The following is a 15816-nucleotide window of genomic DNA, read 5'->3' as shown; positions in this document are numbered from 1 at the left end:
ATCTTATTATTATATAAAACAACTATAGAAGTTTTTGAGAAGACCTGATCATAGCAATTTCCTGTTGAAATATGCTTATGATCAAGTCTTTTTGAATAGGGAAAGATATTAATACGAGGATGTTTCGATTGCTTAAATAATGGAGCCACTGTAGTAAAATTGTAAGTCCTTTTCGCTCACTATATGTTCAAAATGTATGAAGAAATAATATGTTATTTTTTAATGGAATATAATAATGGTGATGGAATCTACTCATTATCAGTAAAATAAGCACTTTTCCAATGTATGTTTAACTTTACTTTTTGTGGAAAATAGTATATTATATAGATATATAATATATCGGTTATTTTCTAGGAGGAGCCTGTCACAATAGGTTCCTCCTGTTCTTTTTTAGAGGCCTGTTTTACAGGCCTTTCTTTAAAGGGTAAATAACTGAAAATTAAGAACGATAATCTTTGAAAGAGGTGAGGCATACACATAACAAAAGAGGATTGTTTAAGAAAGGGGGATAAGAAATGGTCTTGTTTGGTTATCCACTTGAAACAATTTATTTATATGGATTTATTATTGCTACTATACTTACTGTTATTTATATCTTTTTTGGAGATATATTTGAATCAATATTTAGTTTTGGAGGCGGATCAGTATCCGTCGTAACTTTATTACTTAGTTTCTTCGCCATGTTATGTGGATTAAGTTATATAGGAGAATATTTATTTTCCTTTAATAGTATTGTTATTTTCGCTGGTGCCTTTGCTATATCCTTTATCGGTGTTTTCATCATGAAAATACTAATTTTAAAACCGATTGCAGAAGCAGAGCAAAATACCGTACAACGTATGGATGAGTTTATTGGTTGCAAGGGAGAAGTCATTACGACAATTCCTACAGAAGGGTTTGGTGAAGTATTAATTTCCTCCCAATTTGGAAGTAATGCAATCCCAGCTAAAACAGTTGGGAAAAAAGATATTTTACAAGGAACAGAGGTTATTATCGAGGGAGTTCAAGATGGTGTTTTACTTGTACAAAACATCGCTTATTCTTTAAAAAAACCAAAATTATAAGGGGGAATTTACATGACGATTCCATTAATTATCGGTGGAGTGTTACTCGCAATTTTAATTCTACTTATTTTAGTATTCATTACGAAGTATCGAACAGTTGGGCCGGATGAGGCGTTAATTGTTACAGGGAACTGGCTTGGTGGTGGAAAGAACGTTGTTACCACTGATGATGGAAAGAAGATTAAGATTATTCGCGGTGGCGGTACATTCGTAGTTCCAATTATGCAAAGAGCAGAGCCTTTAAGCCTATTAAACTACAAGTTAGAAGTGGGTACACGTGATACGTATACGAAGCAAGGTGTTCCAGTTACGGTAAATGGTGTTTCTATTATTAAAGTAGGTTCTACAATTGAAGAAGTATCTACAGCAGCAGAGCAATATTTAGGAAAAGAAACAGAAGAGTTAAAAGTAGAGGCGAAAGAAGTTTTAGAAGGTCATTTACGCGCAATTTTATCTTCTATGACAGTAGAAGATGCTTACAGTAATAGAGAGCAATTTGCTCAAAAGGTGCACGAAGTAGCTTCTACAGATTTAAAGAAGATGGGGCTTCGCATCGTTTCCTTTACAATTAAAGAAATCATGGATAAGAACGGCTATTTAGATGCACTTGGTCAGCCACAAATTGCGACAGTTAAGCGTGATGCAACAATTGCGAATGCAGAGCGTGAAAAAGAAGCTCGTATTGAAAAAGCACGTGCTGAAAAAGAAGCAAAAGAAGCCGAATATCAACGTGATGCCCAAATTGCTGAAGCTGAAAAGCATAAAGAGTTAAAAGTACAATCTTATAAGAGAGAGCAAGAGCAAGCACGTGCAGATGCGGATCTTTCTTACGAATTACAACAAGCGAAAGCGCAACAAGGTGTTACAGAAGAGCAAATGCGCGTTAAAATCATTGAGCGTGAGAAGCAAATTGAATTAGAAGAAAAAGAAATTGCGCGTCGTGAAAAACAATACGATGCAGAAGTAAAGAAAAAAGCAGATGCAGACCGCTATGCTGTTGAACAATCAGCTGAAGCTGAAAAAGTAAAACAAATTAAGAAGGCAGATGCAGACCAATATAAGATTGAAGCAGAAGCGAGAGCACGTGCAGAAGAAGTACGTGTGGAAGGTTTAGCGAAGGCGGAAATTGAAAAAGCGCAAGGTCAAGCGAAAGCAGAAGTACAAAAAGCGCAAGGTACAGCAGAAGCAGACGTTATTAGATTGAAAGGTTTAGCTGAAGCAGAAGCGAAACAAAAAATTGCAGAAGCATTTGAATTATATGGTCAAGCGGCGATTATGGATATGGTTCTTAAAATGCTTCCAAGTTATGCGAAAGAAATTGCAAGCCCACTTAGCAACATCGATAAAATTACAGTTGTTGATACAGGCGGCGGTGGTAAGAATGGCGGTGCTGGAAAAGTGGCAGGTTATGCGACGGATTTAATGGCAACTATGCAAGAAACATTAAAAGCTTCTTCTGGCATTGATTTAAAAGAGCTATTAGAAGGATTTGCGGGCAAAGGTGCAGTACAGCAGCTATCGAATGATAAACCTGTTGTATCTGTGGTAGAAGATAAAGAAAAAGAAGTAGATAAAGAGTAGAAAGATAGAAGGAACCTCTAGCATGTGCTAGAGGTTCCTTTTTTGAATACATACAATACGATACAAAGTAAAGAAACTCTATCGTAATCATGGTATGATTACATAAACGTAAAAAACTGTATATTCTTAAAATTTAACTTTAGGAAATGTTAGGGGAATGGTTTTGAAATTTAAAAAATTAAAACTACAACCAAGAATTACATTCACTATTAGTACACTTATTCTAGTTGTACTTCTGTTAACGAGTTATTTATTTTATTACATATTATCTGAAACAGTGGAAGAACAAATTGGAAAAAGAGCTTTGCACGTTGCGAAAACAGTTGCTGCTATACCAGAAATTCAGGAAGCTTTTCAAAAAGAAAATCCGGCTTCTATTATTCAGCCCATTGCAGAAAAAATTCGAATGGATACAGATGCTGATTTTATTGTAGTTGGAAATAAAGAAGGGATTCGTTATGCGCATCCTAGGAAAGATAAAATAGGAGAAGCGATGGTTGGTGGAGATAACAAAGGAGTTCTATTAGAAGGGAAATCTTATGTTTCGAAAGCGACTGGATCATTAGGACCTTCCTTACGTGGAAAAGCTCCAATCCGTAATCAGGAGAATGAAATTATTGGTGTAGTATCTGTTGGTTTTTCAATGGATGATATTCATGGTGTGGTAGAAGTATATGGTACGCGCGTGTTTTGGATTACAATAATAGGTTTGTTGATAGGGATAATCGGCTCTATATACTTAGCGGGAAGTATAAAAAGAATGATGTTTGGAATGGAACCAGAAGAAATCTCCTCTTTATATGAAGAACATAGTACTGTCATTCAATCTGTACGTGAAGGGATTATCGTAATTGATAAAAATGGAATGGTCAGTTTAGTAAATCAAGCAGCTTATGATATTCTTTCGCTAGATACACACAAAAACATTATTGGAGAATGTATTTTAAATGTAATTCCTAATTCATCGATATTAGATGTACTGCAAACTGGTGAAGAACAGTTTGATCGCCAATTAAATATAAAGGGGCAAGCTGTTATTGCTAACCGTCTACCTATTAAAGTAAATAATAAAGTAACTGGTGTTGTTTCGAGTTTACGTTTGAAATCTGAAATGGATCAGTTAACTGCAGAGCTGTCTCAAACTAAGCAGTATACGGAAGCGTTACGAGCACAAACGCATGAATATAACAATCTGTTGTATACGCTTTCGGGTCTTATCCAATTAGAATCATATGAAGATGCTTTAGAGCTCATTCATAAGGAAACGGCAGTCTATCAAGATTTTGTTCAATTTATTATGAAACGAATTCAAAATCCGTGGCTAGGTGGAATTTTAATTGGATTTTATAATAGAGCAAGAGAGTTAAAGATTGATTTTGTATTAGATCGAGAAAGTAGTTTAGAAAAGTTAAGTCCGCATATTGAGAGTAATTATGTTGTTTCTATTTTGGGGAATTTAATTACGAACGCATTTGAAGCAATTGAAAGAAATCAAGAGGATGATAAGAAAGTTAGAATGTTTGTAACAGATATCGGCGAGGAAATAGTAATTGAAGTGGAAGATTCAGGACAAGGGATTCAAGATGAAATCATTACAAGTATATTCTATAAAGGCTTTTCGACGAAGGAAGGAGAAAAGCGAGGATATGGATTAGCGAAGGTAAAAGAGTTAGTGGAAGATTTAAATGGAAGTATTGCAATCGAAAAAGGGGATTTAGGTGGTGCGTTATTTATTATTGCATTACCGAAAGAGAGAGGCGAATTGTAATGACTGAGGAAATTGAAGTATTGATAGTAGAAGATGATATTCGGATTGCAGAGATTCATCGCCGTTTTACTGAAAAGATTGAAGGGTTTAAAGTAATTGGAACAGCAACGACTGGGGAGCAGGCAAAAGAATGGCTAGAACTTGTGAAGCCACAACTCGTTTTATTGGATGTATATTTACCTGATATGCAAGGGACAGAGCTCGTTACATATATTAGACAAAATTTGCATAATACAGACATTATTATGATTACAGCGGCGTCAGAAACAGATGTCGTACGTCATGCTTTACGAGGAGGAGTAGCAGATTATATCGTAAAGCCACTTATGTTTGATCGATTTAAAACAAGTCTAGAAAATTATCAAAAGAAGATTATACAGTTAAAGAGAACGGACCAATTATCACCAGAACAAATTGAACAGCTCTGGTCTCAAAGAGGGGTGAAGGGGAATTCAATCGAATACGCCCCCAAAGGAATAGATCCTTTAACTTTAGCAAAAATAAAAAAGCATATGTTAACAGTTAATGAAGAAGGTATTACCGCAGAAGTGTTAAGCACAATGGTCGGAGTGAGCCGATCAACATCGAGACGCTATTTAGAGTACTTAATATCTGGAAAGAAAGTACATGCAGAGCTTATATATGGAAGTGTGGGGAGACCAGAGAGAAGGTACTTTCTTGTTTCTTCATAACAAAAAAACAGTAGAGGATTCATTTTCTCTACTGTTTTTGTATCTTATATTGGAATAATCCCAATCATAATTCCGGTAATTAACATGACCATTGTCGTTCCAACAGCCCAAAGCAATGTAAAGCGTTGATGTTCACCGAAATCAACTTTGGCCATTCCGACTAATAAATAAGTGGATGCGACAAGAGGGCTTAATAAGTGAACAGGTTGACCGAGTAAGGAAGCGCGTCCCATTTCAGCCGCACTAATTCCGTAAGTAGCAGCCGCTTTCGTCAAAATAGGTAATACGCCAAAGTAAAATGCATCATTGGACATGAAAAATGTGAACGGCATACTAAGAAGAGCTGTAATAATTGGTAATTGTGGTCCCAGTGCATCTGGTATAAGAGTTACTACACCTTGAGCCATCGCATCTACCATTTTTGTTCCGGATAAAATACCCGTGAAAATACCAGCAGCGAATACGAGAGAAACAACTGCTAATACGTTTCCTGCATGAGAAGCAATACGTTCTTTCTGTTGCTCTAAGTTTGGATAGTTAATCATAACAGCAATAGCAAAAGCAACTGTAAATAAAACCGGTAATGGCATAACTTCTAGTATGAGACAAACGAGAAGAGCGACAGTTAATAAAAAGTTAATCCATAATAGTTTAGGACGTTTATGTACTGCCGCTTCGACTGTTGCAGCTTGCTCATCTATTGTTTGCATTTGTTTTAAATATTGTACATCCATAATACCTAAACGTTTTCTTTCTTTTTTTCCAAGATAGTAGGCAACGAAAACTACCCAAATAGCACCAGCAATCATTCCTGGTATAAGTGGTGTGAAGAGCTCTGATGCATCAAGTCCAAGAGCACTCATAACCCGAGCTGTCGGTCCACCCCAAGGTGTAAGATTTGTCACACCTGCTCCTAACATAACAATCCCAGCTAATATAAGTGGATTCATTCCAAGACGTTTATACAGCGGGTACATTGCAGAAACAGTAATCATATACGTTGTTGTTCCGTCACCATCTAATGAAACGATAATAGTAAGAATCGCTGTACCAACAACAATTTTTAAAGGATCACCTTTTACGAATTGTAAGATCTTGCTAATGACAGGATCAAATAAACCACTATCAATCATAATTCCAAAATATAAAATAGCAAACATAAGCATAATACCAGTAGGTGCTAACTTTTGAATTCCCTCTAGCATCATAGGTCCCATATTGGCATAGAAGCCGCCAATTAATGCAAAAACAATCGGAACTAATATTAATGCTACTAGTGCTGACATACGTTTCGTCATAATTAAAAACATAAAGACAAATACCATCGCAAATCCAAGTAGAGCTAACATATGATTTCCCCCTCAAAAAATGATTACGCTTTCAAAATAAAATAAAAATTCAGAAAAATTGTTTTTTGTTTATCATAGTGGCATCTATCCAAATGGTAAATAATTTGAAAAATAACATCATTAGAAGCATAATTTTTATTTTGGTCATTTTGTTCACGAAGGTAATTTTGAATTTTTAAAAATATAATTTACTACTTACAAGAATGATAGAATAAGGTGAAAATAGTGATGTGCGAAGTAGGGAGTAGATTTTAAATGGAAACGAGAATAGAAGAAATTTATAGTTCTTATGAAGGGAAAATAGAAGAGATTTTTGTTAATGAATCTTCTTACGTATATGAGTGGGAAAAATTAATGCTGATCCGGAAAAATAACGGTGAGCTTGAAAAGGTTGCGGTCGGTATTAGTGGAAATATAAGATTAGTAAATGTAGAAATTGGACAGAAAATTAGTGCAGATACATTATTAGTTAAGTTAGAAGATGATTTATTAATTACAGGTTGTGAATGAAAAGAGATGTGTAGAAATAGCTACACATCTCTTTTGTTTCCTATATTACAAAAAGTACATTGTTTTTTCACAAATCTCACACAAGTTTTTGATATTCTCCTTGTGGAAGATACGGCTAAGGAGGAAAAAAATGAGAACAAAATATGTGATGCTTGCTATATGTTTATTCTTTGTCTTTACAATTGTAGGATGTGATAAGAAACAAGCAGAGGCTGTGGCAATTGATGAGAAACATGATAAATGTGATATTTGCCAAATTGGGGTAATGGATAATCAATTTGCAACAGAAATCATTTTAGAAAATGGAAAAGCATTAAAATTTGATGATATCGGTTGTATGTATAAATGGATGGAGATTAATCCAGGTGAAAAGACGAAAGAAAAATTTGTTCGAGATTATGATTCGAAAGAGTGGATTTCATTAGAAGATGCGACTTACGTATATGATAAAACAATAACGACACCGATGGCTTATAATGTTATTTCATTTGAAAATAAAAAGGATGCAGAAAGCTTTGTGTCTAACTATAAAGGGAAAGTTCTTTCGTATAAAGAGCTAGCTGAGCATAAATGGGAAATGAATAAAGAGATGATGGGGAACACGAAAAAAGGAAATCACGGTGGGCATCATTAATAATAGAAAAAGGCAACTACATAAGTTGTCTTTTTCTATTATTACTCAGGTGCAAATATATAAAAGGTGTAAAATTTTTTGAAGAACGGTTACAATGGAATATAGTAACCTAAAGCAATCATTTACCCACTTTTTAGAAATGTATACAAATGCGGCAAAAACGTGCTAAACTAATTGCTTCATAATGTTAATGATGAGGCCACCTGGCGTATCATTCCAATAGGTTGAGAAACATGGTATAAGTTTAAGATAATCCGATTCAAGAAGGAATATAAAGAGCTTATGGATAAATGTACTCAAGAAGAGTTATTGTATGTGATGGAGGAATGGTTAAGAAAACATTATCTTTCATAGGAGCTGTAATTGTGAGAAAACAAAAAATTTTATTATGCATGTTATTAGGACTTTTAATGACGGTAGTGGCTTGCGATAAGCAAGAAGAACCAGAATCAAAACCAGTTCATGTGAAAAACGAAAAGAAAAAAGAACAGTATAAAGAAGAAGAAGAAGTTAAAGAAGAAAAAAGTATAAATTTAATGGACAAACAGTTGTTACTTTCTGCGACTCTTGGAGACACAGAAACAGCTATGAAGCTGATTCAGGACGGAGCAAATATAAATATAGAAGGTGACAACGGAGAAACGCCTATCCTTGCAGCAACGTATCAAAATCATGTAGAGACAGTGAAAGCATTAATTGATGCCGGCGCTAATATTGAAGTGAAAGATGAGAAAAAAAGCAATCCATTTCTTTATGCAAGTAGAGAAGGATATACGGATATTGTAAAGCTATTAATTGCTGCGGGAGTTAATACGAAAGAAACGACTAGGTCAGGTGGAACTGCACTCATTTCGGCATCTGAACGTGGTCATGTAGAGGTTGTTAAGGAATTGTTAGAGCATACAGATATTGATGTGAATTATAAGAATGACCGTGGTGGAACAGCGTTATTAGAAGCAATTGTATTAGGAAATGGTAGTGAAAGTCATAAGAAAGTAATTCAAATGCTTATTGAGCATGGTGCAGATGTAAATATGGCTAATAAGGAAAATATTACGCCGCTGCAATATGCTGAAAAAAGAGGCTTTAAAGATATTGCAAATATGTTGAGGTTGGCTGGAGCGAATGAAGTAGTACAGCCGCAACCACAGCCGGTGGAATAACAAAAAGAAATAAAAAGAAAGCCGTATCCTTTTAAGGATACGGCTTTCTTTACAGGGAGATAAGGGATCAAAGAAATGATGAACTCTTATCTCTTTTATATGAGTAAAGGGTCTAGAACGAATATTGTCCTTTTCATTATTTATTTAACTCCATTGCAACTTGTTTACCATTTATGAAAACCTCTACTACCGCTACTACAACTTCCATCATTTTTTTCATATCTCATCTCTCCTTGTTTTTGTTTCATTTCTTACTTTCAGTATAAGGAAATGGAGTGATTGCAACCATCGAATTGGATGACGAGAGACTTACATTGTTGTAAGAAAAATAGATGCGTTTGTAATAATACTTTCTAACAATTGAATCCAGAAACCCCCTTTAAATAAAGTTATAATTAGAAACAAATGGATTTAGAAAGAAGGGGGAATGAATAGAGCACTTGTTATTAGTTATATTCATAGAGGGATTGATAAGGAGGAACTTATTTCTTTTCATTCGTTATTAAGCTAAATTTAAGGAATCGCTTTTATAATAAATCTTCTCTATACAATTCAAAAATTTAAAGGGAAATCGTTGAAAATGAAAGTACATAATGTAACTATATTCTTTTTTTATGAAAAGAAGAGATGCAATAATAAAGAGAGTTGAAATATACCGTGGAAGGTGAGAATATGCGCTTACTTGTAGTAGAGGACAATGCTTTTTTATTAGAGTCTATTGTCCAAATTTTACGCGATGAATTTGAAGTAGATACAGCATTGAATGGAGAAGATGGATTATTTCTAGCACTGCAAAATATATATGATGCAATTTTGCTTGATGTAATGATGCCAGAAATGGACGGATTTGAAGTGATTCAAAAAATACGTGATGAAAAGATTGAAACGCCAGTCCTGTTTTTGACAGCGAGAGATTCTTTAGAAGATCGGGTGAAGGGATTGGATTTTGGTGGAGACGATTATATCGTTAAGCCGTTTCAGGCTCCCGAATTAAAAGCGAGAATTCGCGCTTTGTTGCGCAGAAGTGGTAGTTTAACAACGCAGCAGACAATTCGTTATAAAGGAATTGAATTGTTTGGAAAAGATAAAGATGTTCAAGTAGATGGACAAGCAATGAAGCTCACATTAAAACAGTATGAACTACTAGAATATCTCATTCAAAATAGCGGCAAAATTTTAATGCGTGAACAAATTTTTGATCGTGTTTGGGGATTTGATTCCGATACAACAGTAGCCATCGTCGAAGTGTATGTACATCATTTACGTAAAAAATTAGAACCATTCGGTTATCAGAAAGATATTCAAACTGTTCGTGGTATTGGATATATACTAAAAGAACAATGAAAAAAGGAAGTATGTTTCAAAAAACACGCATTCGTCTAACTATACTAAATTCGTTAGTGTTTATCATATTAATAGGAGTATTAGGCAGTATTATTTATTCGTACACATATAAGCGTATTTATAATGAAGTGGATAGATCCATTGAAAAAATGGTTCAGCATAGAGAGGTTTTAGATGGTAAAAAGCCCCCTAAAAAATTTAGGGGATATCTTCAAATTGGTGATCCAAGGATAACGGAGTTAACTTGGATTGGAAAAACTGTGGAGATAGGTATCGAAAATCCAAAATTCCGTCTTATTTTTGAAGAGAATTTAGAAAAATTCTCTCCAAAAAAGTTAGGATCTTTGCAAGATATTGAAGTGCAAGGACTATATTTTAGGACATTTGCGTTTCAAGAAGATGGAAAAATAGTTCAAATTGTACGCGATATAACAGCTGAAGAAGAGATGCTAAATACTTTATTTTTAATTCTCGTTATCGGCTGTAGCATAGGAAGTCTATGTGCAATAGGTATTGGATTTTTCTTAGCTGGTAGGGCGCTCGTACCAATTCAAAATTCATGGGAAAAACAGCAGCAGTTCGTTTCTGATGCATCACATGAATTAAGAACACCACTTGCAGTTATTCAATCAAAAACGGATGTATTATTCCAGTCACCATCCGCTACGATAGAAGAGAAGGCGATGGATATCTCTACAATTTCAAAGGAATGTAGGCGGTTATCGAAATTAGTTAGCAATTTATTATTGTTAGCACGTTCTGATTCTAATCAAATTGAGATGGATAAGAAAACATTTGAAATGGATAAATTGTTAGAAGAAATCGTAGATCCATATAAAGAGATTGCTTCTTATCAAGAAAAAGAGATGATATTAAAAGTAGAACAAGATATATCGTTTATGGGGGATAGAGAGAGAATCCATCAAATGATGGTTATATTGTTAGATAATGCAATGAAGTATACAAATGAAGGCGGGCATATTCAAATTGATTGCACACAAACGAGCGGTTCCATTCGTATACAGGTGAAGGATGATGGGATAGGAGTGAAAGAAGAGGATATTTCGAAATTATTTGATCGTTTTTATCAAGGGGATAAAGCAAGAAGTACGTCAGAAGGAGCTGGATTAGGTCTTTCAATTGCAAATTGGATTGTCGAAAAGCATTACGGCAAAATATTAGTAGAGAGCAAATGGGGAGAGGGCACTTGTTTTGAAGTGATTTTCCCTAAAAATCAAAGAATATAAGTGAGAAGACGATCTTGTTTTTACAAGGTCGTCTTTTTTTAAGGGAAAGTTAAGGAACGGTTTATATCATGTATTGTATAAGGAAAATTTGACACATAAAGAAGTAATTATAGAGGGTTTTATTGATCATAATGTTATCTCAAGTAACGATGAGATGTATGTATAGTATTAAAAAAATTATGGGAATGATGGAAAAGAAAGTACAAGGGGGAGGAAGTAGAGTTGAAAAAGAAAATGATGACGGTATTCACTATTGGAGTGATGAGTTTAAGCATATTAGGAGGTGCCTCTCCTTCTGAAACACAAAAAGGAAAGACAGATTACACGCAGCGTAGTAAAGAACAATTAAACAATGGAAAGATACATGCAGTGCATACAGAAGAAAAAGCAGAGAAACTCGGTATTGAAACGGAAGGAAAAGAGCAAATTACGCTAGAAAAAGAAATTCATGAAACAGAAGTAGGAAGAGAAGCGCAGCAGTTAGGGATTTCGATTGAAGGAAAAGATGTTGGAGCTCTTTCAGAAGAAATCTATGAAACAAAAGTGAAGCAAGAAGCATTGAAGCTAGGCATATCTATAGAGAATACATCGATTGTAAATTTAATTACTCAAATCAATACGATTAAAATTAATGATGAAGCGGATAAATTAGGCATTTCGACAACTGGAAAAGAAATAGAAGACATAGAGGAAGAAATCTATGGAACGAAAGTAAGAGAAGAAGCAGGAAAGTTAGGTATTTCACAAAAAGCAAAAGAGATAGAAGAGTTAGCACAAGAAGTGTACGAACAAAAAGTACAGGATGAAGCAAAAAAATATCATATTGATTTGTACGGTAAAGATATATATCAAGTATTAAGAGAAATTAATGAACAAAAAGTGATACAAATGGCAGATGAGCTTAATATGGACAAAACGAATATGAATATTCAAGATCTAACAGAAAAAATAAAAAAAGATCAACCAGAGAAAGGAAAAGAACTAAATTTTGTACCAATGGTTCGAACGGATGCTGACGCGTTTTATTCTTATTTAACGAATTAAAAAGGGCGTGAGAGTGATACGGAAATTGAAGTGGTATATATGTATGACTTTACTTAGTATAGTGGTATGGAGTATATATACAAATGGAATTACAAAGTATGTGGATAAGTTAAATTTCTTCAATATACAAAGCGGAAAACGAATGGATTTTAGTGATAATGATGAAAAGGTCATTTTATCAAATGTACCTTTAATTCAGCAATTACCGGAGTTGGATAGAGGTTGTGAAGTGACAAGCTTAGCGATGATGTTACAACATGCAGGCGTTTCAGTAGATAAAATGAAATTAGCAAATGAAATAAAAAAAGTTGATTTTATAGACGATGGTGTACGCGGGAATCCGAATGAAGGATTTGTAGGTAATATTTATACGTTTTCTGAATCCGGATATGGTGTATATCATGGACCACTTTTTCAGTTAGCTAAAAAATATTTACCGAATAAAGCCGTAGATTTAACAGGGAAGAGTATAGAAGAGATGTATAAGAGTGTAAAAGCCGGGCAACCAGTAGTTATGATTACGAATGCAACATTTACCCCATTAGATGAAGATGAATTTACTACATGGAAAACAAAAAGTGGAGATGTTTCTATTACGTATAATGAACATTGTGTTGTACTTGTTGGATACGATAAGGAATATGCATATATTCGAGATCCTCTCGATGATAGCTTAGATGTAAAAGTGCCAAGAGAAAACTTTGAAAAGGCATGGATGCAGATGGGGAGTCAGGCGATTAGTTACGTAAAGAACTCAAAATAAATTAGGAAAGAGAGCTTTAACTATATAACTGTAAGGTGATGGACAGAGGATTATAGAAGAGAAATTTTAAGTTCTACTACTCATATTGTTTCTCGAATTAATCAAATAGTAGAAACAACGAAGAGAGTCGCTGGAGATACAAGAGAAGTGGCAAATGCTATTGATGAAATTGCTACGTCCGCAGAAGAACTACAAGAAATGACTAGTATATTTGAAGTATAATAACAGCAAATAAGTAAGTAAGGTGAAAATAATATCACCTTGCTTATTTTTCTATTTAGCAATTAGGGGAGTTATTAACGGGATGAAAAAAAGAAAGAAACTATGGAATTTATGGAAAACGATTACATTACTAGTGTGTACAGTTGTAATTTTTTCTTTACTCGTAACAGATTTTTTAATTAGCCATAATGTTGAACGAACGACAGAAGAAAGTCAGGCAGAGAAGGCGAAAACGATTGCACGTATTGTGGCAAATGATTCTATTGTAATTGATGGGTTGGCAGGGAAGGTAGATACCTCCTTGATTCAAGTGTATACAAATAAAATATTAAAGAGTACGGATGTTCAATTTATTGTCGTTATGGATATGAATGGAATCCGGAAATCTCACCCCAATCCTCAAAAAATAGGGCAACATTTCATTGGAGGAGATGAAGGAACGGCATTGAAGGGAAGGGAACATGTGTCGCTAGCAGAAGGGACTTTAGGGGTCTCTATGAGAGTATTTATACCGGTTTTTTCTGAAACAGGGGAACAACTTGGAGTGGTTGCGGTTGGAATTTCAGCAGATAATGTAAAAGAGCGCGTTAAGGAAAGTAGACATATTATGTATATCGGTGTTGGAGTTGGGCTATTGGTTGGCATTATAGGAGCGATATTGCTAGCTAGACATATAAAGAAAAGTTTATTTGGTCTTGAGCCGCATAGGATAGCGAAAATTTTAGAAGAAAGAAATACGATGTTACAATCGGTCAAAGAAGGTATTATTGCTGTAGATAAAGAAGCGAAAGTAACGTTAATTAATAATGAAGCAAAGCGGCTATTTAAGAAAAGTGGACTTAAAGACGACTTTATCGGTAAAGATGTTGAATTGTATATGCCGAATTCACGTATAAAAGAAGTGCTGCAAACAGGAGTGGTACAATTAAACGAAGAACAAAATATTTACGGAATTACGATTGTTACGAATCGTGTTCCTTTATATGTAAAAGGAGAAATAGTTGGCGCAATTGCAACATTTCGTGATAAAACAGAGATTAGAAAATTAGCAGAGGAATTAACTGGTATTAGGCTATACGCGGAAGCGCTACGGGCACAATCTCATGAATTTATGAATAAGATGCATGTCGTGTTAGGACTTACACATATGAAACAGTATGAAGAACTCCAAAAATATGTGAGTAGTATGGTATCCGAGCATCAATATGAAATTGGCGGGGTTATGAAAAAAATTAAAAATCCAGTATTTGCTGGTTTTTTACTAGGTAAACTTAGCTATTCTAGAGAGAAAAATATAAATTTAATTATAAGTGAAGATGCTTACTTGCCGGAAATATATGATGAAAGTATTACTCATGAACTTATTACAATTGTCGGGAATTTAATAGATAATGCATTAGAGGCAGTGATGAATTGTGAAAAGAAACAAGTTGAAATCGGGATACAATATGGGGATGCATTGACTATTACAGTACAAGATACAGGGAATGGCATAAAAGCAGAGGAGATTGATACATTATTTACAAAAGGCTATTCCACAAAAGGAGACAATCGTGGATATGGTTTGTATCTTGTAAAAGAAAGTATACAGCGAATAAATGGGGAGATTCACATTTCCTCATTGTTAGGAGAGGGAACAACGATAACAATTGAAATACCTAAAGGTAGGGATGAGAGGCAAATATGATTAAAGTTTTAATTGTAGAAGATGACCCGATGGTAGCGATGTTAAATACACATTATTTAGAGCAAGTAGGGGGATTTGAACTTGTTCATGCAGTTAACTCAGTAAAATCGGCGATAGAAGCATTAGAAAAATCACAAGTAGATTTAGTGTTACTTGATATTTTTATGCCTGGAGAGACTGGATTCGAGCTTTTAATGTATATTCGGAATCAAGAAAAAGAAATCGATATTATGATGATTTCAGCTGTACATGATATGGGTAGTATTAAAAAAGCATTACAATACGGGGTTGTAGATTATTTAATTAAACCATTTACATTTGAACGATTTAAAGAGGCATTAACTATATATCGAGAAAAACTCACTTTTATGAAAGAACAACAAAAAATTAGTCAATCGGAATTAGATTCATTAATTTTGCAAAAAGAAAAAAGAGAGCCTACTGTCACGAAAGAGCTCCCGAAAGGATTAACGAAGCAAACGTTACAGTTAATTTGGCAGAAGATCGAGTTGCTGAATGGACGAGCGTTTACAACAGATGAAATGGCACAATTAGTAGGAGTCTCAAGAGTTTCTATTCGAAAGTATGTTATGTTTTTGACTGAAATTGGAGTGTTAGAAAACGAAATGGTGTATCAACATGTGGGAAGACCTGTGAGTAAATTAAGATGTGTTGACCAAAATAAAATAGAGTTTTACATATAAGCGACTTATTATAAGTCGCTTATACCAGAGTGTTTGGAAACCCT

Annotated in this window: 14 protein-coding genes; 13 read left to right on the top strand and 1 reads right to left on the bottom strand. The window is 34.5% G+C overall.

Translation table 11 applies throughout. The annotated features are described in order from the left end of the window. Nucleotides 1–515 precede the first annotated feature (515 nt). From COE49_RS14690 to COE49_RS14675, 4 genes are all read left to right on the top strand, one after another. The gene (locus tag COE49_RS14690; protein WP_088233179.1) at nucleotides 516–1064 is read left to right on the top strand and encodes an NfeD family protein; all 549 of its coding nucleotides are present in this window, start codon (nucleotides 516–518) and stop codon (nucleotides 1062–1064) included. Between the two features lie 12 nt (nucleotides 1065–1076). Continuing rightward, entirely contained in the window at nucleotides 1077–2645 is a 1569-nt protein-coding gene (locus tag COE49_RS14685) for a flotillin lipid rafts scaffold protein FloT (protein WP_098841324.1), read from the top strand. A gap of 163 nt (nucleotides 2646–2808) precedes the next feature. Continuing rightward, nucleotides 2809–4413: an ATP-binding protein gene (locus COE49_RS14680; protein WP_140417534.1), complete on the top strand. Its 1605-nt coding sequence runs from the start codon at nucleotides 2809–2811 to the stop codon at nucleotides 4411–4413. Then, nucleotides 4413–5105, top strand: a complete 693-nt coding sequence (locus COE49_RS14675) for a response regulator (RefSeq protein WP_088233182.1) — start codon at nucleotides 4413–4415, stop codon at nucleotides 5103–5105. The genes COE49_RS14680 and COE49_RS14675 overlap by 1 nt, the downstream gene beginning before the upstream one ends. 44 nt (nucleotides 5106–5149) lie before the next feature. On the opposite strand, the gene COE49_RS14670 is transcribed toward COE49_RS14675, so the two are convergent. Beyond that, nucleotides 5150–6454, bottom strand: a complete 1305-nt coding sequence (locus COE49_RS14670; RefSeq protein WP_088233183.1) for a CitMHS family transporter — start codon at nucleotides 6452–6454, stop codon at nucleotides 5150–5152. Between the two features lie 255 nt (nucleotides 6455–6709). Here COE49_RS14670 and COE49_RS14665 point away from each other — a divergent pair, with 255 nt between their 5' ends. The 9 genes from COE49_RS14665 to COE49_RS14620 all read left to right on the top strand — a co-directional run bounded on the left by COE49_RS14665 (nucleotide 6710) and on the right by COE49_RS14620 (nucleotide 15772). Continuing rightward, nucleotides 6710–6964, top strand: coding sequence for a hypothetical protein (locus tag COE49_RS14665; RefSeq protein WP_088233184.1), 255 nt, complete (start codon nucleotides 6710–6712; stop codon nucleotides 6962–6964). A gap of 130 nt (nucleotides 6965–7094) precedes the next feature. Beyond that, nucleotides 7095–7598, top strand: coding sequence for a nitrous oxide reductase accessory protein NosL (locus COE49_RS14660; RefSeq protein ID WP_098882404.1), 504 nt, complete (start codon nucleotides 7095–7097; stop codon nucleotides 7596–7598). A 290-nt stretch (nucleotides 7599–7888) separates the two neighbouring features. Further along, nucleotides 7889–8761, top strand: a complete 873-nt coding sequence (locus tag COE49_RS14655; protein ID WP_098882403.1) for an ankyrin repeat domain-containing protein — start codon at nucleotides 7889–7891, stop codon at nucleotides 8759–8761. Between the two features lie 672 nt (nucleotides 8762–9433). Beyond that, nucleotides 9434–10105 carry a response regulator transcription factor gene (locus COE49_RS14650; protein WP_088233193.1) on the top strand — a complete coding sequence of 224 codons (672 nt, stop codon included), beginning with the start codon at nucleotides 9434–9436 and terminating at the stop codon, nucleotides 10103–10105. Then, nucleotides 10102–11352: a sensor histidine kinase gene (locus tag COE49_RS14645; protein WP_098882402.1), complete on the top strand. Its 1251-nt coding sequence runs from the start codon at nucleotides 10102–10104 to the stop codon at nucleotides 11350–11352. The genes COE49_RS14650 and COE49_RS14645 overlap by 4 nt, the downstream gene beginning before the upstream one ends. A 222-nt stretch (nucleotides 11353–11574) precedes the next feature. Beyond that, nucleotides 11575–12396 carry a transporter gene (locus tag COE49_RS14635; protein ID WP_098882401.1) on the top strand — a complete coding sequence of 274 codons (822 nt, stop codon included), beginning with the start codon at nucleotides 11575–11577 and terminating at the stop codon, nucleotides 12394–12396. 13 nt (nucleotides 12397–12409) lie between these two features. Then, nucleotides 12410–13159 carry a C39 family peptidase gene (locus COE49_RS14630; protein WP_140417535.1) on the top strand — a complete coding sequence of 250 codons (750 nt, stop codon included), beginning with the start codon at nucleotides 12410–12412 and terminating at the stop codon, nucleotides 13157–13159. Between the two features lie 304 nt (nucleotides 13160–13463). Further along, nucleotides 13464–15068 (top strand): sensor histidine kinase, encoded by a 1605-nt coding sequence (locus tag COE49_RS14625; protein ID WP_088233189.1) that lies wholly within the window; start codon nucleotides 13464–13466, stop codon nucleotides 15066–15068. After that, nucleotides 15065–15772, top strand: a complete 708-nt coding sequence (locus COE49_RS14620; protein WP_088233190.1) for a response regulator — start codon at nucleotides 15065–15067, stop codon at nucleotides 15770–15772. The genes COE49_RS14625 and COE49_RS14620 overlap by 4 nt, the downstream gene beginning before the upstream one ends. Nucleotides 15773–15816 lie beyond the last annotated feature (44 nt).

This window comes from Bacillus sp. AFS029637, assembly GCF_002584985.1.
In the GTDB taxonomy this organism is placed as follows: Bacteria; Bacillota; Bacilli; order Bacillales; family Bacillaceae_G; genus Bacillus_A.
The sequence above is the reverse complement of the archived record's forward strand: the minus strand, read 5'-3'. Positions and strand labels throughout refer to the sequence as shown.